The 24,174-nt window shown below is 61.6% G+C and carries 15 protein-coding genes and 2 pseudogenes; 1 reads left to right on the top strand and 16 read right to left on the bottom strand.

Annotated elements, in window-relative coordinates; all coding sequences use genetic code 11:
- Window positions 1-81: 81 nt before the first annotated feature.
- From XI05_RS23250 to XI05_RS23175, 16 genes and pseudogenes are all read right to left on the bottom strand, one after another.
- Window positions 82-480, bottom strand: coding sequence for a hypothetical protein (locus XI05_RS23250; RefSeq protein ID WP_271506033.1), 399 nt, complete (start codon window positions 478-480; stop codon window positions 82-84).
- A gap of 12 nt (window positions 481-492) precedes the next feature.
- Window positions 493-2,148 (bottom strand): type II and III secretion system protein family protein, encoded by a 1,656-nt coding sequence (locus tag XI05_RS23245; RefSeq protein WP_271506031.1) that lies wholly within the window; start codon window positions 2,146-2,148, stop codon window positions 493-495.
- 432 nt (window positions 2,149-2,580) lie between these two features.
- Window positions 2,581-2,997, bottom strand: coding sequence for a TadE family protein (locus XI05_RS23240; protein WP_172785649.1), 417 nt, complete (start codon window positions 2,995-2,997; stop codon window positions 2,581-2,583).
- Complete coding sequence (locus tag XI05_RS23235; RefSeq protein ID WP_271506029.1) at window positions 2,997-4,334, bottom strand: pilus assembly protein TadG-related protein; 1,338 nt, start codon at window positions 4,332-4,334, stop codon at window positions 2,997-2,999. Before XI05_RS23235 ends, XI05_RS23240 begins: the two co-directional genes overlap by 1 nt.
- Before the next feature lie 9 nt (window positions 4,335-4,343).
- The gene (locus XI05_RS23230; protein ID WP_271506027.1) at window positions 4,344-4,775 is read right to left on the bottom strand and encodes a hypothetical protein; all 432 of its coding nucleotides are present in this window, start codon (window positions 4,773-4,775) and stop codon (window positions 4,344-4,346) included.
- 51 nt (window positions 4,776-4,826) lie between these two features.
- Window positions 4,827-5,474: a methyltransferase family protein gene (locus XI05_RS23225; protein ID WP_271506025.1), complete on the bottom strand. Its 648-nt coding sequence runs from the start codon at window positions 5,472-5,474 to the stop codon at window positions 4,827-4,829.
- 2 nt (window positions 5,475-5,476) lie between these two features.
- Window positions 5,477-6,385 (bottom strand): type II secretion system F family protein, encoded by a 909-nt coding sequence (locus tag XI05_RS23220; RefSeq protein ID WP_271506022.1) that lies wholly within the window; start codon window positions 6,383-6,385, stop codon window positions 5,477-5,479.
- Window positions 6,382-7,314 (bottom strand): type II secretion system F family protein, encoded by a 933-nt coding sequence (locus XI05_RS23215; RefSeq protein WP_271506019.1) that lies wholly within the window; start codon window positions 7,312-7,314, stop codon window positions 6,382-6,384. The genes XI05_RS23220 and XI05_RS23215 overlap by 4 nt, the downstream gene beginning before the upstream one ends.
- Complete coding sequence (locus tag XI05_RS23210; protein ID WP_271506017.1) at window positions 7,311-8,756, bottom strand: CpaF family protein; 1,446 nt, start codon at window positions 8,754-8,756, stop codon at window positions 7,311-7,313. Before XI05_RS23210 ends, XI05_RS23215 begins: the two co-directional genes overlap by 4 nt.
- Complete coding sequence (locus XI05_RS23205; RefSeq protein WP_271506014.1) at window positions 8,753-9,958, bottom strand: AAA family ATPase; 1,206 nt, start codon at window positions 9,956-9,958, stop codon at window positions 8,753-8,755. Before XI05_RS23205 ends, XI05_RS23210 begins: the two co-directional genes overlap by 4 nt.
- Window positions 9,958-10,923 carry a Flp pilus assembly protein CpaB gene (gene cpaB / locus XI05_RS23200; RefSeq protein ID WP_271506011.1) on the bottom strand — a complete coding sequence of 322 codons (966 nt, stop codon included), beginning with the start codon at window positions 10,921-10,923 and terminating at the stop codon, window positions 9,958-9,960. Before cpaB ends, XI05_RS23205 begins: the two co-directional genes overlap by 1 nt.
- A gap of 1 nt (window position 10,924) precedes the next feature.
- Entirely contained in the window at window positions 10,925-11,431 is a 507-nt protein-coding gene (locus XI05_RS23195; protein WP_271506008.1) for an A24 family peptidase, read from the bottom strand.
- Window positions 11,432-11,536: 105 nt separating this feature from the next.
- Window positions 11,537-11,752 (bottom strand): hypothetical protein, encoded by a 216-nt coding sequence (locus tag XI05_RS23190; protein WP_018318137.1) that lies wholly within the window; start codon window positions 11,750-11,752, stop codon window positions 11,537-11,539.
- 510 nt (window positions 11,753-12,262) lie between these two features.
- Complete coding sequence (locus XI05_RS23185; protein WP_271506006.1) at window positions 12,263-15,916, bottom strand: beta strand repeat-containing protein; 3,654 nt, start codon at window positions 15,914-15,916, stop codon at window positions 12,263-12,265.
- A 311-nt stretch (window positions 15,917-16,227) separates the two neighbouring features.
- Window positions 16,228-16,755 (bottom strand): annotated as a pseudogene (locus XI05_RS23180) (VCBS domain-containing protein); the annotation flags it as partial.
- A 13-nt stretch (window positions 16,756-16,768) separates the two neighbouring features.
- Window positions 16,769-21,169 (bottom strand): annotated as a pseudogene (locus XI05_RS23175) (beta strand repeat-containing protein); the annotation flags it as partial.
- Window positions 21,170-21,395: 226 nt separating this feature from the next.
- Between XI05_RS23175 and XI05_RS23170 the strand changes: the two are divergent.
- Entirely contained in the window at window positions 21,396-21,776 is a 381-nt protein-coding gene (locus XI05_RS23170) for a hypothetical protein (protein WP_271506004.1), read from the top strand.
- Window positions 21,777-24,174 lie beyond the last annotated feature (2,398 nt).

Here is a 24,174-nt window from a genome sequence, read left to right as displayed (position 1 = left end):
AATTTTGTCCCCGCCCGGCCCAGCGGACTCACTGCACCGCACTTAAAATGTCCCATCGCCCAACTCAATTACCTGAGGCCGCTACCTGCCCTCTGCCCGGCCGACTGGCACCGATACTCCCGCCGATGCTCCCGCACCCAATCCAGTTACGTTGACGTTCTGCGTGACCGGAGGCCGCTGGCCCATGAGTTTCGTCGGATCGCCCATGTCGGGAAGCTGATCCACCGGCTGTTGCTGGTTGCCGTAACGCGTCACGGCGGAGCCCACACGTCGAGCATCGTATGCGATCCGGCGATCGCCGACGTATCGCGGCCATGGATGGATTGTATGGGTGACGGCGTTGACCTCCTTGGCATTGCCGGCGGTCATAGTGATGGTGTCGGAACGTTGAAAGTAGCGATCCACCTCGTCATGACCGGCGACGCCGTAACATCCCCCGAGGAGGAAGGGCGCAAACAGAGCCAGATACCTGATCGTCATCTCGCGCGTCCTCTAGTTTAGAGTTTTGACGACCGTCTGATCGGCACTCGCGGCCGGGACGACGACGGGGGCCCTGAGTTCAGGCGCGATGATGTGGCCATACGGTCCCTTCACCTCGCCTCCGGAGTTGACGTAGTCATGGTAACGCTTGCGGACTTCCATCTGGCCATTGAGGAAGAAATCAACGTCATTGGCCGGAAGGCGGGAGTCGAGCGGTGACGCCAGTTGCTGACCGGGTGCGGCCGGTGCGACCAGGCGTGGGGTCACGATGATCACCAGATCGGTTTCTTCCTGCTGGTACGATTTGCTGCTGAACAGGGCTCCAAGCACGGGCACCGAGCCGATCCAGGGCAATTGCGAAACGTCCTGACGGTTGCGGGTTTGCAGCAAGCCGGCGATCGCAAAGCTCTGGCCGTCCCGCAGCTCCACCGTGGTGCGTGCATCGCGGCGGGTCAACGCCGGAACAGTCGTCCCCTGGATCGTCACCGCATTGGTGAAATCAAGCTCGCTGACCGACGGCTCGACGCGAAGATTGATCACACCGCGCGATAGCACGGTTGGCACGAAAGCCAGTTCGACGCCGAACTTCTTGTAGTCGATCGTGATGGTCGGAAAGCCGTTCGTCGTCTGGGTCGGTATGGGCACTGGAAACTCACCGCCAGCCAGGAAGCGGGCGGCATCGCCGGAAAGCGTGGTCAAGTTTGGCTCGGCCAGTCGGCGGGCCAATCCCTTGGTTTCCAGCGCGGAGATCAACAAATCCACCGAGCCGCCATTGCTGGTTCGAATGAGACTGGTCAACAGACTTCCGAACGGTGCCGGCGCGACCCCCCCTGCAGTCCCGGCAAGCGTCCCCAGAGTTCCGAGGATCGGAAGACTACCCGTCGGCGGAGCGCCGACAGCCCCTCCCCCGGCACCGAGAGGACCGTTGGCGGTATTGATTCCACCAATCGGCGCTCGACCGGCGCGTGTCACACCGCCCAGCCCGCTGTTGCCAACGTTCGTCCCATTGGCATTCGCCGCATAGAGATTGACGCCCAAGTTGCGTCCAGCCTCCCGGCTTACCTCGAGAAAGCGCACCTCGAGCATCACCTGTTGCGGCGCCGCGACGCTCATCGCGTTAACGACGACGCCGCCTTTCGCGACCGTACTGGTGGCGATGGCCATGGCCCGCTCGGCGGTGACCGCGTCGGCTGCGGTCCCGCTCAGCACCACCTGCCCCTCGGAAGCCGACACGCGAATACCGTGGCCACCGGTGCTGGTCCGGATGTTCTGCTGTAGATTTCCGGTATCGATCACAACCTCGACGTCGAGGATCCCGATCTGCTTCATCGATGAGTCAAATAGTATGACGTTTGTCGTACCGGTCTGCTTGCCCTGCACGTAGATCAGGTGATCGCTGAGCGACTTCACGTCCACAATATCAGGCGAGCCGGCCACGATGGTCGCGAAAGCGGTATCGACCTTGAAGGTGCGTGACTTGTTGACGACGAGCTTGACCCGCTGGACGTCGTTCATTTCGCTGACGAAGACGCCGCCGGAGGAACCCCGCCGGTCTGCAGCCGTCGCGCGGTCAGGGGTCGCAAAGGAGGCGAGCGCCGCACCAAGACCCATCACGCCAAAGGCGAGAAGCCTCCCTACAGCCCTACCCGAAACGCGATCACCACCCATTCGAGTCCCCCCACAGCAATCCGCGGCATCCCCGCAAATCTACGTGCTCGATGCCCTCAACAATTCTCCTCCGCGCACCACGTCGCAGAGCTTACGGTTTGTCCCACTACAATTCGTTACTACGTGCTTCCAAGATCATCGTCCCTCATGCAGCCAGGTTGCAAGACGCGATACTTACCGCACCGCCGCAAGCAGAAAGAAAACTCTTCAATGTTGCCAGCGCGCATCATTCTCTCTGGTTGTGAACTATCCCGGCGGCGCGACCGCTCTGGGGCACGCGCTCCGGTCGTCGCTTTGCGATCGAAGGACGGTCGGTCGCACGCTTGGCGATTCGCTTGGCCGAGTAATTCCGCAACCCGCGCGTTTGGCCCGCATGCCGCGGCCACGAGGCACTGCCGGGGGAAACATGTCAGACTTGCTGCCATATTTGCCCTAGAAGGGAATCTGGTTGGAGGCGCTCGGCGCATTGAGCGCTGTGCCCCATATGGGCATCAGCATCGTGAAGTTTGCCTGGGAAGCTGTAACACTCAGGCTGTTGCTGTTGGCCCCAACGGTCAGCGTTGGCGTCAGACCTCCGAAAAACAGGAAGGGGGCCGCGTTCTGCTTGGCGGCGGTGGACAGGGGATCCCCGGTGCAGCCGGCCGGCGACTGCGGCGGGCTTTGAAGCAAGGCAGGCGTATAGCAGCTAATCATGACCGCACGGGCGCCAGCACTCGCGAGCGTCCGCAAGGATTGCATCGTGATGGCATAACGTCCGAGATCGAAGATGACGAATATCAACGTGAAAAACGCCACGGACACCATGATGAATTCAAACGGCGCCATACCGCGATTGTCGAGCTTTCTCATTACTGCACCAAAGCGACAACTTGGGTGTAAATGATCGTGGCCGGAGCACAGCCTTCCGTGCTGAGGTAGCCGCCACCGCTCATGTCGATGGTTTTGGCGATCACTTGTGAACAGGTCGTATTGGTGCTGGAAGTCGTTCCGGCCCAGCTAACGTCGACCTTGGGGAAGTAGATTGCCCCGCCCAGGCTAACCAGACCGCCACCGTTGATGGTGACCTTGTTGCTGGTCTTGCTCGGAGCCTGATCGTCGATCAGGACGCCATTTAGATCGGAGGAGAACGTGTTAGTGACAGGCGCGGAAAGATCAGCCGTACCCCCGTTGATGGTAAGCTGCGAGTCTCCGAGCAAGACGAGGGTTACGCCTACGCCTTTCAGTTGTCCGCCGGTCATCTTTATATTTGCTTTGTAGAAGAAGTATGTTCCCGGGTCCAAAACGTACTTGTCGCCGTTCTGCACCGTGAAACTGCCGTAAGCTCCAGTCCCGGCGCTATTTGGCGCGCAATGCTTCCAGCCATCCGCCTGAAGGGTGCATGGCATATTTGTATTGCCCGTCCTGCTATTGAACGATGCGGTGTCCAGTTTGCTGAGCGGATTGCTAGCGTACGTCATGAAATAGTTGTGCGGCACGCTAACATTGCTGCAGCTGCCCGAGGGGGTGCAGCCATTCACACCATAAAGTGCCCATCCCGAGCCGGTGAAAGTTGGAGTGCTGGCAAGTTGAACACTGGTATCCGACATCAGAGCGCAGCCAGTTCCGTTGTTGCTGAGGTTACCAGCAAGCTTGAGTGCGCCTGAATCAGGTCCAAGCGCGAGGACGCAGGCCTTGGTCGGCTGCTGGACCAGTGCAATGGCTTGGGCGGGGATGTTGACGGCGGTCAAACCGAGCACTGCCGCCAAGTACGCCGGTTGTTGCTGGCTGACCCTGGCGCGAACGGCATTGCCGGTGTCTGCAGGTGGCGTTGTGAATGTGCCCGCATTGTAGGTGCCGATATCGATCTGCACGGCCCGCGAGATTCCGGTCGGTAGGCTTGTCGGACAGTTTCTGCCCGGATAGGCGGTGGCGTCGTTGGGACTTGAGTTGCAAAATCCGTTCTGTGCCGCGAATTCCTTGCCGCGATAATCCACTGATTGCGCGTCGCAGGCCGCACCCGCCATCGTACATGAAAGCCGCAATGCGCCCGAATAGGCGGCCGAGTCGGCAGCGTTCTGCGCGTGCTGGCGGGTAACGTACCACGATCCGGCCTCGGCCCCGAGCGCGACCACTCCGATGAGCGGCACGAGAGCGATGACCGTTGCGAATGCGATGGAGCCACGTTGGGAACGGAGCAGACTACGCATTTAAGCCTCCTACTGGAAGCGTTCTGAGTAAGGCAGCGTGTAGGTACAAGTGGTGGGACACAGCACCCCTCTCCATACAATTGGAGCCAAAGTGATGGTTGTCGAGAATGTAATGTACTTGGGAGAAGCCAGATTCCCTGGCGAACAGGTGGCCCCTGCGTCTCCGCACAAAACCTGAATGTTGCTGATCGCATGACCCGCGACTGTCGTCTGTAGCCCTGTGTTCCAGCTCACCGTGCCGTCGGGGGCGAGCGGATTAGCGTACTGCACATACTGCCCGAAGGAGCGCAATGCGCTCCATGCGGAGATAAACTGGAAGCCCGCAGCAGCCAGGTCGGCGAGCGGCATGAGCAGGAACGCCACCAAAACCGGGTAGACGATCAATGTCTCAAACGCGACGGCCCCGCGTTGATCCACGATGAACGACTTTTTGTGGCTCATGAGCCTACCTCGACCGATACTTACCCTTCCGGTCGTCGACCGGAACAGCACTCACCAAACATAGGGGATCACCCTCCAGCGCGAGGCTTCGTAACTCGAATACTCAGGGCAGTTGCGCCGAAGCAGGTCCTCTTCGTAATGAATTCGGCAAATCTGGACGCCGATATGAAGGAGGAGCAGGAAGGCCGTCAGCAGCGACGGGTTTTTCAGCACCACACCCAACACCGCGATTTCTTCCGCAAGGTAGAGCGGGTGCTTGATCCACCGATACGGACCCGTCTGCACCACGTTGCGCGCCTGGGGCACCAAGCTGAACGACCTGCCAAGATGCCTGATGGTGACCAGCATCATGATCATGCCGATCAATACGCAAGCGGTGGATGCGAGGTTTGGGAGCGCCTGGTCGGTCTTGCCGAAGAGCGCGATCGACCATGGCATGTAAGTGCCGACGAACGCCGCTATTCTCGGGCGAAGACCTTCCGCCTGCGCCTTTGCCGGCGGCCGCGTGATGGTCAACAGCGCCAGCAGGACGTAGAAGATCGCAAGGCACACGCTCGACAGGAGCGAGGGCCAGGGATCATTCGGCGACGAGCCAATCTTGAAGGCGACGCCAAGTGCCAGCAACATGAACCACATGCCGCCGAACAGCTGCATCGTCCGATCGTAAGAGGAGGATTTCGACAGGACAACGGTGCTCATGGCTATTTACCGAAGCTGGCAAATGAACGTACGAGATGCAGAATGGGACTTCCTCCCAAAATGACGAACATGGCTGGAAGCAGGAACAGGACCATGGGGATGGTCAGCTTGGCGCCCAGCTTGTGTGCTCTTTCTTCGAGCTTGGTAATACGTTCTCGCCGCAGGTCGACGGCGATGCTCCGCAGAGCCTGGCCGACCGGCGTTCCGTATTGCAGGCTTTGAGCGAGCATAGTCCCGAAGCGGCGCAGCCCATCCGACGTAGCTCCCAGCTTCTCGAATGCCTCGCTGCGGCTAGGCAGTATCCGGAGATCATCAAGAAGATTCCTCAACACCCCGGCTATGGACGGATTGGTCTCGTTCATTTCCTGCGCTACCCGCGCCAGCCCGCTCTCCAGGCCCATTCCCGCTTCGCTGCACACAACCAGCAAATCGATCATATCCGGCGTGCCAAGACGAATGGCCGCATCAAACCGCCGCTTCAGCATCGCCAGTATCAACCGCGGCCCCACGATCCCGACCGCCACACCCATCAGTGTGAAAACCAGCACGTCCAGCAGCGGCTTCCCCGAGAGCTGAGCGACCCCTCCGGCAATGATCGGGCATAAGAACATGCTGACGGCCTTGACACCGATCCAGGTCGGCAGGGCTCGACGGTGATTGAAACCGGCTGATTGAAGAATCGCGCGTAGCTGATCCAGATTTTCCTCTGCGTAGAAGCGGCGGTACCGCATTCCGAGCGATGAAAACCAACTGGTCATGTCTTGGAAAGGCGCTGATCGTCCCGCAACGCCCATCACCGCGTGCGATACCCGCACGTCCAAAGCGCGAATGTGCATTTCGCGGATGATCAACACGCAACTCGCAGTACCAGCTGCGAATGCAAGGGCCACCAGACCAAGACCGAGCGTCATAGTGCCGTTTCCCGTCTGACCATCCAACTTATCACCAAGGCTCCGACAAGCACCGAGACCACTGCGTAGGCCAGCAGCTTGTTTCCAACGGGATCAGTGAACAACAGATCGACCGTTTGCGGATTGGCCGCGTATAGCGCCCCGCCCCCAAGCAAGGGCGAGATCGTCAGCGCCCGTGAGGAAAAGATCACCTCTCCTGCCAGCGCCTTGGCCCGAGCAGCGAGTGCAACACGTTGCCTTACGGTGTCTCCCAGGTTCTGTAAGGTCTCCGCAAGGCTACCACCCGACTTCAACTGAACTGCAAGGGTCACCGCGAACATCGCATATTCCGCCACCTGCGTTCGCCGATAGACACTTTGGACGGCGTCCTCGGGAGGTCTTCCAAGATTCACCTCGCTGCATACGATGGCAAACTGCCCAGCTGTTGGTTGCGGCATGTCGCGCGCGAGGGCGCGAAACGCTTCGTGCACAGGCAGACCCGATCGAACGGTGCTCGTCACGAGCTGGATCGCATCAGGCAGTTGTCGAAAAAGTTGCCTGGCGAAGCGACGCTGCTGCCATCCAAAGAGGCCTCGCACGACGACTATGGCGGCAATTGCCGCCGCGACGGACACGTAAAGAAGGGAGAATCCCAGCAGGCGATTGGTGTAAAGGATTGCTGCTGCTGCGATGCCACCGGCAAGCAACACATAGGTTGGATGCAACGTGTAAGGTATCTCGCGATTGTAGTTGGCCACGCGATGGAGCAACAGCGACGGAGACCCAGCCTCCAACCGGCGAATGGATGGTAGGTTGACTGGATGGGAAGCTGGCAGAGCACCCGCCAGCCGGCGATTTATGCGCCGCTCCCGAGCGTCGAGCCACAGCGAAATGGCAGCTGCGCCCATCGCGAGCGCCAGAAAAGAGGCGATTACGGACTCCGGCATCATATCTGCCTCATTGCCTCGGCCCACGCTCCATCCAGCCCGTAATAGACAAGACGGCTCTTGAATTTCGGAGTTGCAAGGTTGCACCTATAGGTGCCCGATAGGCGGCCCTGCTCATCCTCCTCCTTGTATTCGAAGGCTGCGATGTCATTGGTGGTGATCACCTCCCCTTCGAGGCCGATGACCTCACTGATCTGAACGATACGACGTTGCCCGTCCCGCATGCGTTCGACCTGCACAATGAGATCGAGTGCAGCGACGATCTGAGCTCGAATGGCTCTCGACGGTAGATTGACTTGTCCCATCTGCACCATGTTTTCGATGCGGGTCAGGGCATCCCGGGTACTATTCGCGTGGACCGTGGAGATCGAACCGTCATGGCCGGTGTTCATCGCCTGGAGCATGTCGAAAGCTTCCGCGCTGCGGACTTCGCCGACCACGATTCGGTCGGGACGCATGCGCAGGGCGTTCACCAGCAGATCGCGTTGCGTCACCTGCCCTGTGCCCTCCAGACTGGGAGGCCGGGTCTCCAGGCTGATCACGTGCGGCTGCTGAAGCTGCAACTCTGCCGCATCCTCGATCGTTACGATGCGTTCGCTGTGATCGATGAATTGACTCATCGCGTTCAGGAGCGTCGTCTTGCCGGATCCGGTACCGCCGGAGACCAGAACATTGAGCCGAGACCGGGCGGCGATCTCCAGCAGTTTTCCGATGGCCGCGGTCATTGAGCCATTTTCGATCAATCCAGCAATGTCCAAACGCTGGGTTGGAAATTTCCGGATGGAGATGCAAGGACTATGGATTGCCAGCGGCGGGAGAATGATGTTGACGCGGCTGCCATCCAGCAGGCGGCAGTCCACCATCGGGCTGGATTCGTCGACGCGCCGGCCAACCTGCGCGGCAATCTTCTGAGCGACGGAGGCGATATGATCATTGTCGCGGAATCGCACTGCGATTCGTTCCAGCCTGCCGCTTCGTTCCACGTAGACGTTGCTCGGACCGTTCACCATGATATCGTTGATCGATTGATCGAGCAGCAGCGGACGAAGCGGCCCGTACCCCGTCATGTCGTCGGCAATCTCGTCCGCGAGCTGAAGCTGCTCGCGCCCCGACAGTTCGAGCCGCTCCTGGTTGGCAATTTGATGGATGATTTCCTCGATCTGCCGCCGAAGAACTTCGCGCGAAACGGTTGCGGCCACCGCTGGCTCGATCTGCTCGATGACCCGTTCACGCAACGAAGCCGGTATCACCGGGTGGTGGATCGGGGGTTCGTCGCGCCTGGGCGCGGATGCGGGCACGTTTGACACGAGTGGAGGCGCGCTTGGCGCAGATGCAGCAACGTTGGGCATCGACAGAGGCAAGCCTGCCGCAGGACCAGGCAGCCCGGTCCCCAACGCAGCTGCAAAAGCGGACGCCTCTTCCTCACGCCGACCGAACTTTTTCATCGCAGATGTGCTGTGAGCACCCTCCTCCACCAGCTCTTCCGCTCGGCGCCGACGCCGCTGATCTCCCGTACAATCGGCGCCAGGTGACGTCGCAGCTTCCTGACGTGCTTCAGAGCTGGAATTCCGAGATTGACCGCCTCGGTCATCCCCTTGCCGAGATCGGGAACGACGATGTCCGGCTCTGCGCCCATCGCCTTGACAACTGCCGCCCTGGGAAGTCCACCGGGACGACCGGCCCGGTTGAGCAAGGTAAAGACCCGATCTTTGCCAGCGATGTTGATGACGGCGGTGCGCAGTGCGTGGGCATTACGAAGTCCGGTCACCTCGGCTTCGAGCAGCACCATCACGTGACGGGAAAGCGTAATCACCGGATAGATCGACGGGGGAAACGGGACGGGCACATCGACAACGATGTAGTTGAATCGCTGACGGAGCAGACCCAGCACGTGTCGTACGCCGGCTTCCGTGATTTCGAGCTGCGCATCGAGATCCTCGTCGGCCGAGACCAGACAGACCCGCTCGTTGACTTCGATTGCCGCCCGCTCGAGGAACAGCGTGTCCGCCCGCATCGGATTCTCCAGGGCGATGCGCAGCCCCGGCCCGGGACGGACACCCAACATCACGGCGGCTTCGCCGCCCTGCAGATGAAGGTCGAGCAGCGCCACTTTGGCCCTGGTGGTTTCGGCCAGTTGCAGTGCCAGATTGATCGCGATGCTCGTGGCGCCGGCCCCGCCCTGCGCCCCACAGATCGAAACCACGTGACCGCCACGATCGATCTGGTTGGCGGCAACGTCACCCAGCAGCTTGGGGCGCAGCTGGTCCAGCACCAAATCGCGCGTGAGCGGCCGCGGCAGATACTCGGCCAGGCCGAGCTCCAGAAGCTCACGGTAGAAGGTGATCTCCCTGTTCTCGCCAATCACAGCTACGCGGACATCGGGCGGACAGACGCCGGCCAGCCTTTCCAGTTCAGTGAAGGGATCATCAATGCCGCTGATGTCTGTTACCAGCGCGCACAGGTCTGTGTCGGATTCCAGCATCCGTATCGCATTGCGGATCGTGCCGCGCCTGATCGAGAGGTTGGCGCCTTCGAGCCCCTTGCGCAAAGCCGCGGCGCTGATCTCGTCGTTTACGAAACAGACGACGCGGTTACGCGTGACGATCGATGTCGATTCTTCGGGCGGAGCGGCTATGGCAATGTTCATCAACGTTTCTCCGAAAACCTGTTGGCATAAGCTTCGGCCGTTGCGGTCTGGTGCACAACTTCCGAGGCCCCCTCGCAGCTGACGAGAGCGTCCTCGTCTTGCTTTCTGACCGTGTATTGCTTGGTCTCGCCGCCCGAATGAATGACGACTGCCGTTCTCTGACGTGCGATCGCGTACTGGCGAGCAAGTTCCGGGGACACATCACAGCTTGACATCGCGCCAGTGTCGGCCTTGTCCCATTGATCGACTGCTGCACGTACAGCGAGAGACAGTGTTCCAAGCTGTTTTGCGACGATGATTTTCTTGACCTGCTCCTGCGCAAGCTCCAGCGACACGGTTTGCGTTTGCTTGCCTGCCATTCCGCTAATTGGTCGCGCACCCTGCACGATCTCCTGGTCGATCGCGATGACTCGAACGTTGCGCAGAACGGTCTCGCTCAGGGCTCGACGTGCGGTGTCGACCTTCTCGAACACCTGGGTCAACACGACATCAACGTGATCACCCGGCCTGATCAGGCCGGAGACACCCGCCTCCTCGTCAACCTTGATGCTGATGGCACGGCTGTCCGGTGCCAGGACACTGGCCAGGAAGCCTCGATCCCGCGGACGCAGAATGTCCTGCAACGTCACGGGACTGCCTGCTTCAACGAACCTGCGGATCAGAGAACCGGGAAGTCCGGCCTTGGACTCGGGCGTTTCAAGGATCGCGCCCTGAGGAATGCGCTCCGGTGGCACCGACCGCACCGTGAAATCTTCTTCGCGAGCCAAAGTTCCCTTCGGCAAGGAACGCGCCGCGACGAAGTATCCGGCGGTCGTCGCCGGTGCCGGTGCCGGGGCCGTCTCCGTGACTTGCGCCGGGGCCGGAGCGGGCGCCTTCGGCAGGTTCATGTTATAGGCGATCAGCCCGAACGCAGTGGTTGCGAGCAGAAGCACCATGATGATCGATAGACGCAAGGCGGATGACATCTCACAATCCTTTGCTCAAAATCGTCCAGATACCCCCGCACGCTATTGCAACCCCGTAGGGCAGCGGGGCGTGCCGCAAATGGCGCCAACGTTCGATCGCGTAGACCCGGCGGGGGAGTGACGATCTGGCGGGTGCCAGTTTGGGATGAGGCAGGTGGCGCATCATCAGATGCACCAGGGCAAGAACCCCGCCGGCCAGCACAGTTATGGTCAGGAGCTGAATCTGGCCGGTCAGTGGAAACCCGATCGCCAGCGCAGTCAGCAATTTGACATCGCCGCCGCCAATTCCCCCACGGGTGTAGAGGACGAACAGCAGCAGAAAGAGGATCGCGGCCGATATCAGCGACTCGGCAATTTGCATGGGATTGGGCAATTGACTGGCGATCCCGAGCGCCGCCAGCGCCAGACACATTTCATTTCGGATCAGGCGCGTCGCGACGTCGATCGTTGCGACGTAGAGCAACAACAGGATTTCCAGTATCGAGGCGATGTATGAAACCCAGGTCATGAAAATGCATGCCTCAAAGAGGTGGAAGGCACACTAGGAATGCAGGAGAGAACATTGGAGAGGGGGACACATTCCGATGCCCCCCTCTGGTGTCAGATGGCCGCTTCAGCCAGCGATCGCGGTGGCGAAGGCGGTGGTGATAGCGGTGATCCCGGTCGTCAGGGCGGCCCCGATTTGGCCACCAGCTCCACCGCCGAACACGGCACCCACTGCGCCGACGATGCAAACCGCGACGATGATGTATTCGAATGACACCACGCCGTCCTGGTCCGTCCGCAGGCGCTTCAATGCTTCCTTGGTCTCGATGAAATGATGCAACATAGGAGGAATCCCTTCTTTCAAGATGGATTTGCAGACACCTTGGCAACTTCCAGCGGCTGCGGATTTATCTCCGGCCCCGCCACCGATAAACTATCCATTAAATATTTATTATCGTCAACATTTAATGTATTAATGCCTTAATTGAATAACCAGCGCAAAACGAGCCCGTCACGATCGACAAAAACATCGTAATACAAAGGTGATAGCTAACCCAACAATCGAATTCTGAGCAGAGCGTTGGTCGGAGTCGGGAGAAGAATCACCGGAATATTACGGGTGAGCATCGCTATAATAAAATTAATCGATGCTGCGCCCGGCCGGCACGCATGAAGCAAATTTTCGCGACGCGCGAAAAATCGCAACTGGAGCGGGATTCGCTCAAGCCCAACGAAATGCCGGCTACTCAGAACCGGCGGGATGCATCAGGGCAGTCAGCAAGGCGTTAGGATATCCAGGCGAACCAGGTACCGACTTTGCAGTCGGCACCCTTAGCCATTTCCCCGCAACGCGTCAGACCAGATCCGCGTGGTAGCTGATAAGCGTTCCCATGTTCTTATCTGCCTCAGCCTGGAAGCTCGCGGGATCGTACTGGCCCAGCAAGCTGATATTGGCGGTATGAACTCCGTCAGTCACCGAAAGGATTCCTCCAGTGCCGGCCTGATTTGCGACATAACTTGTGGTCGTGCCGTCCCCGAATGCGACGTCGAGCAGATCCAGGTGGTCATCTTCGTCGAACCCGGATACGACTCCGCTGAAGTCGAAGGAGTCATGGAGCACGATTGTCCCAGTGGCTGCGGCATCAAGCGCAACATGCGCAGATGAAGCCGCTCCGAATTCGATCGTAGCCACGCCATCCATCGGTGCGGTGCCGCTGCCGCTTACGATACCATTGAGAGTGATGTTGGCGCCATGCGCCCACAGCAGTCCCGAATTGTCCACGTTGCTGTCGATGACCAGACCGCCGCTGCCGCTGGCCGCAATCGTTCCGGAATTGACGATGATGTTGCTACCGGTGTCAATCTCGAGCGCGTTCGTGCCGGTCGCGTTGATTGTACCTTGGTTGACAAGGCGCAATGTCCCCTCCCCAAGCTGTCCGGCTCCCGAAATGGTGTTATCGATGTTGGTCAGCGTGACGTCGGAAACAGCTCCACTGATAGTATTCTCGCTATTGTCGGACAACAGCACCTGACCGCCACCTTCAAGCAGAATGCCGTGCCCGACAAGTTGGAGGTCGGTCTCCGCGCCGGTCGCGTTCAACGAGATCGTGCCGGTATTGTGGATGTTACCGGACAACGGCAACATTGCGCCGTTGCCGATCATCATTGTGGCGGCATTGTCGACTGTGGGCTCAAAGTCGAACACGAAGTCGTCCGCTGCGAGCGAGGCGGCATCGATGCCATTCAAGGTGATCGTTTGACCATCGGCCAGCGTAATGACGGCATCACCGTCATCGTCGCTAGACAGTTGCGTCTGGACGTCGGCGAACGTCTTGAAGCCGGCGTAGCCGATCAGGTCGATCTGATCATGCGCAATGTCGAAATTATAGATGACGTCGTGGCCGATCGGCCGTGAGAATACAAGCAGATCGCTGCCACCTGACGCCGTGAGATAGTCATTGCCGGAAATGGCGATGATGGGGGAGCCCGTTGCAAAAGCTTCAACATTGTCGGCGAATGTCTCGATGTCAGCCGAGCCGTCCGGCTGCATCCAAGTCACGGTCACGTCGAGGTGCAAAGCTCCGGCGAAACTGACTGGTGATGTCACCATTAGCGAGCTGACGTCGGTCGTCTCGATCGCCCACTGGCCATCGCCGAGCAGCGTCCCACCATTCAGCGTCCAGCCGGCGGGCATGCTGGCGACAGTGACCGTGGCGAGTTGCCCCTCGTTGGCCGGCGAGTTGGTCAGACCCAGATTGATGGGCTGCCCCGATACGCCCGCAGGAGCAAGCGCCGTTCCAAACGCAAAGTCCGCCGCGCTGAAGGTACCGGTTATGCTGGCCAGAGTGGTCAGATTGTCCAAATCCGCAACGAGTATCGCGCCGCCCGCCACGCTTGGATTGGGATCGTAGTAGACCTGCGCGTGGCCCACTGTCGAATTGTGGAATACGAACAGGGCCCCTGTCGTGATATTCGAGTAACCGTTGATCGTTGATTGAACTGTCGCTGTCGTCACGGATGCGTCTGTTTTGATGCCGACTTCCGTGTTGGCGAGATTTATCGCAGCGTTGTTGCCAGTTCTGACGTTTTCAACACTTGTATCGACATCACCAATGACGAAACGCCCGGCGGTTACCGTGAATTCCAGCTTGTCCCCTGAGGTGCTGAAGTCGGTGATGTGGTCACCGGCGTCGGTGACACGGAGATAGGCGAATGTATCGTTCCCACCACCACCCGTCAGCGCATCTGCGCCACCACCACCCACGATCCTGTCGTCGCCAGTACTTGCGCCACCGTTGATCGTGTCGTTACCTGAACCGCCCTTGAGGGTATCATCACCGCCGCTTCCCGAGCTGCCCATGATGACAAACGATCCAGACGTGACTGCGCTGGCATCTACGACCAGGTCGCCGTTACCTGCGATGCCAGATCCGTCGATCGTGAGCGTTCCTCCGTTTTGGAATGTCGAAAGGAATGTCAAGGTGTCAGTGTGATTTCCGTTGTTGCTGTCACTCAGACTTATTGTTTCGAAATTTTTCAGGCCAATGCTTCCTGCACCATCTCCGAAGGTGAATGGCCCCAAACCACCACCACTGACGACGAGAGTGTCCGTACCGCTTCCCCCGGTCAGCACGTCGCCGTTGTTTAGCGTTAGGGGAGATTGCGTGCCGGTCACGGTATTGGTGCCCGATGCAAAGAAGACCGTATCGGTGCCGGTCGTGAGAGCGAAGGGGCTGGGGCTCGTGACCGAAATTGTCACCGTATCGACATCGGTCAATGCACCACCCGCTCCGGTGTGGCCATTGTCGCTTGTTGTCATGGTCAGAGTGCTCGTTCCGGCAAAGTTCGGTGTTGGAACGTAGTTGACCGTCGAGGCCAGCGTAGAATTGATGGCGTTGACTGTTCCGGTCAGCGTCACCGTCGACGTTCCGCTGCCGCTGATCCCTGCGGTACCTCCTGAAACGGTCAAGGTGCCGTTGGTTACGGACAACGTGATCGTTTCGGTGGCGCCGTCCGAGTCGGCATCGAAGATGCTAAGTCCAGTGATCGCCTTTGTCGTGTTGACGTTTGTCGTCTGTGCTCCCGGAACCGTATTGACAGGCGCGTCGTTGACCGGGATGACGGTGACTGTCGAGGTCACGATATTGCTGGCGTGGCTGACCGTCTGGCCGTCGTCAACCTGGTAGCTGATGGTGCGGATCGCGCCCGACGGATTGTCACCCGAGTTCGAATACGTCACGGAGCGCAGAGCCGCCTGGTAGTTCGCCACACTCGACGAGCCCGTCAGGGTCAGCACCCCAGTGCTGGCATTATAGCTGCCGGTGATGCCGTTCTGATCGGTAAAACCGAGCACATCCTGGCCGGAGGCGAAGTTGCCCGTGATCGACACCGTCGCGCCGGTCAGATTCGTGCTGTCAACATCCGACACGATCAGCGCGGTATCGATCGCGGTCGCCGCCTGACCCTCGCTATAGGAGAGTGAACCGCCGTTGGCATTCAGCACCGGCGCATCGTTACTGCCGGTGATGGTCACCGTCACCGTGCCGCTCGCGGTGCCGTCCTGGCTGGTGACAGTGAACTGATCCTGCACCTGCTGGCCGGCGGTGAGCTCATCGTGGGCACCATTGCCGGTGTAGCTCCAGGCGCCGTTGGCATCGATCGTGAAGTCACCATAGGTGCCGTGGACGTTCGATTGCGCCACGACATGGGCCTCGCCCGTATCCGGATCGGTGATGCTGAGCTGGCCCGAGGTGTTGAGCGCAGCTGCGGTGTCGCCCTCGGTGACCGCCTTCGAATCCGAGCTGACGGTCGCGTTGTCGTTGGTGCCGGTGATCGTCACCGTGACGGTGCCGCTCGCGGTGCCGTCCTGGCTGGCCACCGTGAACTGGTCCTGCACCTGCTGGCCGGCGGTGAGCTCATTGTGGGCACCATTGCCGGTGTAGCTCCAGGCGCCGTTGGCATCGATCGTGAAGTCGCCATAGGTGCCGTGGACGTTCGATTGCGCCACGACATGGGCCTCGCCCGTATCCGGGTCGGTGATGCTGAGCTGGCCGGAGGTGTTGAGCGCGGAGGCGGTATCGCCCTCGGTGACGGACCCCCCCCCCCCCCCCCCCCCCCCCCCCCCCCCCCCCCCCCCCCCCCCCCCCCCCCCCCCCCCCCCCCCCCCCCCCCCCCCCCCCCCCCCCCCCCCCCCCCCCCCCCCCCCCCCCCCCCCCCCCCCCCCCCCCCCCCCCCCCCCCCCCCCCCCCCCCCCCCCTGCTGGCCGGCGGTGAGCTCATTGTGGGCGCCGTTGCCGGTGTAGCTCCAGGCGCCGTTGGCATCGATGCTGAAGTCGCCATAGGTGCCGTGGACGTTCGATTGCGCCACGACATAGGCCTGGCCCGTATCCGGATCGGTGATGCTGAGCTGGCCCGAGGTGTTGAGCGCGGAGGCGGTATCGCCCTCGGTGACGGACTTCGAGTCCGAGCTGACGGTCGCGGCGTCGTTGGCCCCCCCCCCCCCCCCCCCCCCCCCCCCCCCCCCCCCCCCCCCCCCCCCCCCCCCCCCCCCCCCCCCCCCCCCCCCCCCCCCCCCCCCCCCCCCCCCCCCCCCCCCCCCCCCCCCCCCCCCCCCCCCCCCCCCCCCCCCCCCCCCCCCCCCCCCCCCCCCCCCCCCCCCCCCCCCCCCCCCCCCCCCCCCCCCCCCCCCCCCCCCCCCCCCCCCCCCCCCCCCCCCCCCCCCCCCCCCCCCCCCCCCCCCCCCCCCCCCCCCCCCCCCCCCCCCCCCCCCCCCCCCCCCCCCCCCCCCCCCCCCCCCCCCCCCCCCCCCCCCCCCCCCCCCCCCCCCCCCCCCCCGCGGTGAGCTCATTGTGGGCGCCGTTGCCGGTGTAGCTCCAGGCGCCATTGGCATCGATCGTGAAGTCGCCATAGGTGCCGTGGACATTGGTCTGGGCCACGACATGGGCCTCGCCCGTATCCAGGTCGGTGATGCTGAGCTGGCCGCTGGTGTTGAGCGCGGAGGCGGTATCGCCCTCGGTGACGGACTTCGAGTCCGAGCTGACGGTCGCGTTGTCGTTGGTGCCGGTGATGGTCACCGTCACCGTGCCGCTCGCGGTGCCGTCCTGGCTGGTGACCGTGAACTGATCCTGGACCTGCTGGCCGGCGGTGAGCTCATTGTGGGCACCGTTGCCGGTGTAGCTCCAGGCACCATTGGCATCGACGGTGAAGTCGCCATAGGTCCCGTGGACGTTCGATTGCGCCACGACATGGGCCTCGCCCGTATCCGGATCGGTGATGGTGAGCTGGCCGCTGGTGTTGAGCGGAGCCGCGGTGTCGCCCTCGGTGACCGCCTTCGAATCCGAGCTCACGGTCGCGGTGTCGTTGCTGCCGGTGATGGTCACCGTCACGGTGCCGCTCGCGGTGCCGTCCTGGCTCACCACCGTGAACTGATCCTGCACCTGCTGGCCGGCGGTGAGCTCATTGTGGGCACCGTTGCCGGTGTAGCTCCAGGCGCCGTTGGCATCGATGGTGAAGTCGCCGTAGGTCCCGTGAACGTTGCTCTGCGCCACGACATGGGCCTCGCCCGTATCCGGGTCGGTGATGCTGAGCTGGCCGGAGGTGTTGAGTGCCGCCGCGGTATCGCCTTCGGTGACGGACTTCGAGTCCGAGCTCACGGTCGCGGTGTCGTTGCTGCCGGTGATGGTCACCGTCACGGTGCCGCTCGCGGTGCCGTCCTGGCTCACCACCGTGAACTGATCCTGCACCTGCTGGCCGGCGGTGAGCTCATTGTGGGCACCGTTGCCGGTGTAGCTCCAGGCGCCGTTGGCATCGATCGTGAAGTCGCCATAGGTGCCGTGGACGTTCGATTGCGCCACGACATGGGCCTCGCCCGTATCCGGATCGATGATGCTGAGCTGGCCCGAGGTGTTGAGCGCAGCTGCGGTGTCGCCCTCGGTGACCGCCTTCGAATCCGAGCTGACGGTCGCGTTGTCGTTGGTGCCGGTGATCGTCACCGTGACGGTGCCGCTCGCGGTGCCGTCCTGGCTGGCCACCGTGAACTGGTCCTGCACCTGCTGGCCGGCGGTGAGCTCATTGTGGGCGCCGTTGCCGGTGTAGCTCCAGGCACCATTGGCATCGATGGTGAAGTCGCCATAGGTCCCGTGGACGTTGCTCTGCGCCACGACATGGGCTTCGCCGGTGTCGGGGTCGGTGATGCTGAGCTGGCCGCTGGTGTTGAGCGCAGAGGCGGTATCGGCCTCGGTGACGGACTTCGAGTCCGAGCTCACGGTCGCCGCGTCGTTGGTCCCGGTGATGGTCACTGTCACCGTGCCGCTCGCAGTGCCGTCCTGGCTGGCCACCGTGAACTGATCCTGCACCTGCTGGCCGGCGGTGAGCTCATCGTGGGCACCGTTACCGGTGTAGCTCCAGGCGCCATTGGCATCGATGGTGAAGTCGCCATAGGTCCCGTGGACGTTGGTCTGGGCCACGACATGGGCTTCGCCCGTGTCGGGATCCACAATCGTCAGCTGGCCGGAGGCGTTCAATGCGGCGGCAGTGTCACCTTCCGTGACGGACTTCGAGTCCGACGAGACCGTGGCCGCATCGTTGCTACCGGTGATGGTGACGGTCACGGTGCCGCTCGCGGTGCCGTCCTGGCTGGTGACCGTGAACTGGTCCTGCACTTGCTGGCCGGCGGTGAGCTCATTGTGGGCGCCGTTGCCGGTGTAGCTCCAGGCGCCATTGGCATCGATGCTGAAGTCGCCGTAGGTGCCGTGGACGTTCGATTGCGCCACGACATGGGCCTCGCCGGTGTCGGGATCCACAATCGTCAGCTGGCCGGAGGCGTTCAATGCGGCGGCAGTGTCACCTTCCGTGACGGACTTCGAGTCCGAGCTCACGGTGGCCGCGTCGTTGGTGCCGGTGATGGTCACCGTGACGGTGCCACTCGCGGTGCCGTCCTGGCTGGTGACCGTGAACTGGTCCTGCACCTGCTGGCCGGCGGTGAGCTCATTGTGGGCATCGTTGCCGGTGTAGCTCCAGGTCCCGTTGGCATCGATGCTGAAGTCGCCATAGGTGCCGTGGACATTGGTCTGGGCCACGACATGGGCCTCGCCCGTGTCCGGGTCGGTGATGGTGAGCTGACCGCTGGTGTTGAGCGCGGAGGCGGTATCGCCCTCGGTGACCGTCTTCGAGTCCGAGCTGACGGTCGCGTTGTCGTTGGTGCCGGTGATCGTCACCGTCACCGTGCCGCTCGCGGTGCCGTCCTGGCTTGTGACCGTGAACTGGTCCTGCACCTGCTGGCCGGCGGTGAGCTCATCGTGGGCACCGTTACCGGTGTAACTCCAGGCGCCGTTGGCATCGATGCTGAAGTCGCCATAGGTCCCGTGGACGTTGGTCTGGGCCACGACATGGGCTTCGCCCGTGTCCGGGTCGGTGATGGTGAGCTGGCCGCTGGTGTTGAGCGCGGAGGCGGTATCGCCCTCGGTGACGGACTTCGAGTCCGACGAGACCGTGGCCGCGTCGTTGGTCCCGGTGATGGTCACCGTCACGGTGCCGCTCGCGGTGCCGTCCTGGCTGGCCACCGTGAACTGGTCCTGGACCTGCTGGCCGGCGGTGAGCTCATTGTGCGCACCGTTGCCGGTGTAGCTCCAGGCGCCGTTGGCGTCGATGGTGAAGTCGCCGTAGGTGCCGTGGACGTTGCTCTGCGCCACGACGTGGGCCTGGCCCGTGTCCGGGTCGGTGATGGTGAGCTGGCCGCTGCTGTTGAGCGCGGAGGCGGTATCGGCCTCGGTGACCGCCTTCGAGTCCGAGCTGACGGTCGCGGTGTCGTTGGTGCCGGTGATGGTCACCGTGACCGTGCCGGTCGCGGTGCCGTCCTGGCTGGTGACCGTGAACTGGTCCTGCACCTGCTGTCCGGCGGTGAGCTCATTGTGGGCACCGTTGCCGGTGTAGCTCCAGGCGCCGTTGGCATCGATCGTGAAGTCGCCATAGGTGCCGTGGACGTTCGATTGCGCCACGACATGGGCTTCGCCCGTATCCGGGTCGGTGATGGTGAGCTGGCCGGAGGTGTTCAGCGCAACCGCGGTATCGGCCTCGGTGACGGACTTCGAGTCCGAGCTCACGGTCGCGGCGTCGTTGGTGCCGGTGATGGTCACCGTGACGGTGCCGCTCGCGGTGCCGTCCTGGCTGGTGACCGTGAACTGGTCCTGCACTTGCTGGCCGGCGGTGAGCTCATTATGCGCACCGTTGCCGGTGTAGCTCCAGGCGCCGTTGGCGTCGATGGTGGAGTCGCCGTAGGTGCCGTGGACGTTGCTCTGCGCCACGACGTGGGCCTGGCCCGTGTCCGGGTCGGTGATGGTGAGCTGGCCGCTGGTGTTGAGCGCGGAGGCGGTATCGCCCTCGGTGACCGCCTTCGAGTCCGAGCTGACGGTCGCGGCATCGTTGGTGCCGGTGATCGTGACCGTCACCGTCTGGGTGGCTGTCGAGCCGTGGCCGTCCTTGATCGTCACCACGAAGCTCTCGGTGACGGTCTGGCCCGCAGCGAGGTATTGCGCAGCCGCGTCGTTCAAATTGTAGTGCCACTGCACCGCGCCGTTGGCGGCATTGGCCGCCTCGTTGACGGGATCGAGCGCGAAAGTGCCGAGCGAAGTCGTGTTGGAAGAGGCTGCCGCGAACGAGGCCGAATGCGTGTCGCTGAGATCGGCGTCGTTGAAGCTGATAGTGCCGGCCGCGCTCTGCGAATCCGAGAGATCCGGTGTGGCATTCGCGTCTTCTACCACCGAGCCGCTCTGTGGACTTGATGTGATGAAGACCGAATCGTTTGCGCCATTGAACTGGAGTGTCACCGTCGCCCAGCTGAGCGTGCCATTGCCCAGCTGGATCGCGTAGGTGAATGTGTCAGTCAGCGTTTGCCCGACCGCCAGCGCCTGAAGCTGAGCGTTGATGTCGCCCTTGTCGTAATGAACGGTGCCGTCCGACTCGATCCAGATGCGGGCACCGAGCGCGCTGCGGTCACGGGTTCCGGCCATGCCGGCGGCGTCACTGCTGTACGCCACATCCTTGACCAGCAGGTCAGCAGGTGCGTAGCTCTTGGTGGACGCGGAGGCGCTCGTGCCGTCGTCCAGCGAAAACAGCGTCTTGGCCGCGCCTCCGAGGTCATTTGCCAGCACGTTCAAGATGAGAATGTTGCTGGCCTCTTCCGTAAACGAGAAAATGTCCGAGTTGGCTTGCGGAGTATTGCCGAACGAAACCGTGCTGCCGCCGCCCGTTGTCTGCGTCGCCATAGCTCAAATCCTCTGGGTGATGCGCCGCCCGCATTCACGGACCGGCAGAAATTGCACAATGGCGCGGGGATGATCGCCCGTTGGCCTGCCTATGCTGTTGAAGAAAATTGCCCAGCTGCTCAGGATGCCTACCGTCCTGCTCAGCGCTTCGAAAATGTGCCAAGAGAACACGTGCCGCTCAACTCTGCTCGAGGTTAGAGTCGCTCCGAGCCCGCGAGCGGATGTCGTGCGCACGGTCGCGCACCTGACAGCCGCCATGCTTGCAAACCGCAAACTTGGCTGGATCGAAGGATTGCAAATCGACGAAGAAGAATTCGAAACTGCCCGAGCCCCGCCGGACATTGCTACAAAATGCGTGCACGTCATTCGCAACCCTCGTCTGCCAATGCCGAGCAGAGAGCGTCGCCGCGAAATCAATTCACGCAAAACCGATAGCGCTCGCTCGGAGGGTGTTACGTCCACCAGCGACAATCGATCAACTGCTGCCAAGTTACGTGAAAAGATCTGGAGCGGTATCCCCCTTGCCCATCGTGATCGGTGCTTGGCCGGCCACGCCTTGGCAATATTGATTCTGCAGTATTCGCGGCCTCAGAAGCGACGACCGTGACTAGGAAGCGCCACGATCATTCAACCTCGATTAAATCAAACGTATTTTAAATTAAAGCCCCTGTCCATTTATTTATTTATCTCTTGATTTTTTGATTAATGCATCAAATTAATGACAAGCGAGGCCGACACCGGAATTCTACGGCTTGTCTCCCAGATGCTTTCGGTTCGCGATCTCTGCTTCGCTGCGGCGCGTCGCCAACCAGCCAGACCGGGGTGATCACAACGCTTGAACTAACGCGGCGGCGAGACCGGCCGCCTATTCAGGATCGCGCGTTAGCTCCGACTTTCATTCGACGTTGCACTTCGGAACACCGCTACGAGTCGATCGCCTTCCCAAAGCTCAACGTCGTGCTCGTCACGCATTTGCTCGGCTCGGCGCCTCGCCGTCTGCTCGTCAATGCAGTCGAGCTTGGCAGCGCAGATCACTTGCCGGCTGCCGTCCACCACGAACACCTTGTACCGCATGATGCAGTCCGATCCAAAAAGGTGACCATCATCGTACCCGAATGTTCGGTTAAGGCAGTGCCAAACTAAGTGCGACGCAACGGAACCATTGTACGTGTGGCAGTTCGGCTATACCCATGCTTGGAGGCACGGCCATAGCGCAGTGAAGACATCGACGAGAATCTCGAGCGCGCGATGGCCGCGTCTAGTCGCGATGCGCTCCGAAGTGCCGCCAAATCGCATTCCAGGCCCGAAGGGCTGGAAGGACGAGGACGACCAGAAGAACTCTGATTGCAACCGGCGTCATCTCGCGCTTCAGGAGTGGTGGGTCGTGATCGTCCGAGCGACCGGCCGTCCTGTGGATCGTCACCGGAGCTGGAATTCCTGCGCGCCGAGTAGGTGCCGGTCTGCCCGTGGGCAGGACAACTACAACAAACAGAACGTTCACCAGCAGCCATATTCCTACAATGACAAGGAAAGTACGCACGAGAACGACCATCGTTGATCTAATCTGCCGAGCTTACTCCTGCCTCATACCCGGCACGCGGCCACTGCGTTCGCGGACGAAGCCGCTTCAGCGCAGCCGGCACATTTAGCATCCGCCGATGCCGTTGGGCCCTGAGCGCTTCGCGAGCGTCCAGGATTGCTCGCAGCCTAGTCGGGCGCAACACTCGCGTCTGTCCGCTTTCGAACATTCATGGCCCTTCAGGTATGCTACTTCTATGCATCATCGGGCGAGAGCCGGGCAGAGATGGCTCACCAGCCAGGACAGCCGTCCTCAGCCCGCAGTCCCTGAACAGGGGCCGGGTCATGGAAAATATCGCAGCGCGATGAGCGGCGAATTTGGCGGTCCGCATAGAACCAGTCTCGAGTTCGGCAGTTGCCTCCCGGTGGATCCGAGCAAGCAATCTGATGGCTCGGGCCCAGGATAATTTTAAAAGCTAAGCCGGCACACATGAAGGACCTCCGACGACGTTTGGAAAAGGTCCGCGCTGACGCCAGAGAGTTTACGCTGATGAGTCAGCGGGCGACGGACATAGAAAAGCGCGAGCTGTTTAGGCGCTTGGCGGATGAGCTCGCCTTCGAGGCTCTCGAGCTTGAGCTAATCGTGAAGAAGAATGAGCCACCTGATCCGTGTGACAAGCACGAGGTCGTGGAGTTTAAGTCACCCTCTCAGCGAAAGCGCGGCTGACGCGGAAGAGGTTAAGCCGGCTAGATCGTGCGTACACAATGAATCTTTGCGCCTGGTTCCGCCAGCGATCGCTGCCGCCTTCGCCGCATGGAATGCGCATTGCGGTTCGGAGGGCTATCCGGAAGCGGTGATGGCATTGTGCGCCGACCACCAGTTCATCCCATATGGCCGCTTAAGTCGATTTCGAGGAGCAGCGGGGCTTCAAGCAAGGCACCCCGGCTACGGATCTGATCGACGAACTTTCAGCGAACTTTGATGGCCGCCCACGCGAAAGCTGAAGGGACAGGACGTGCGTCGGTCAAAGGAGGAAGCCTTCCCCTGCGTCCGAGCTAGTCGAACTCAGCCGCCCCCTCTTCTGGCCAGCTGTCCCGCAACGCCAACTCGTGGCATCCACCTGACCTTCAGAAGGTTCGCCGCCCTCTCCCGCCTGAAACAATCGTTAGCGCTCGAACGCTAGCCAGCCGTAGGAGAGCGCTTCGGCGAGATAACTATCGCAAGCTCTTAGAGCCGTTCGGCGCGATGATCGAACTTGCCACTTCCGCATTCTAGGAAGCTCGGGCCAGATCGCTACCGATAACTGGTCCGGTACCCGCAGCACCGAGGCGTTGGAGCAACAGTCTCACAGCATTCTGGATCAGTGCACGATTGTTAATTTGCGTCGTGTGCGCGATTCAGGCCTGCTCTCTCGTAACGATCTGGACGCAATATGTGAGGGGCGGTGACAATGATCGTACGGGCGGGAGCCATCGTTGCGTTGCTG

The organism is Bradyrhizobium sp. CCBAU 11357 (genome assembly GCF_028128865.1).
In the GTDB taxonomy this organism is placed as follows: domain Bacteria; phylum Pseudomonadota; class Alphaproteobacteria; order Rhizobiales; family Xanthobacteraceae; genus Bradyrhizobium.
This window is presented reverse-complemented; position numbering and strand designations above follow the sequence as displayed.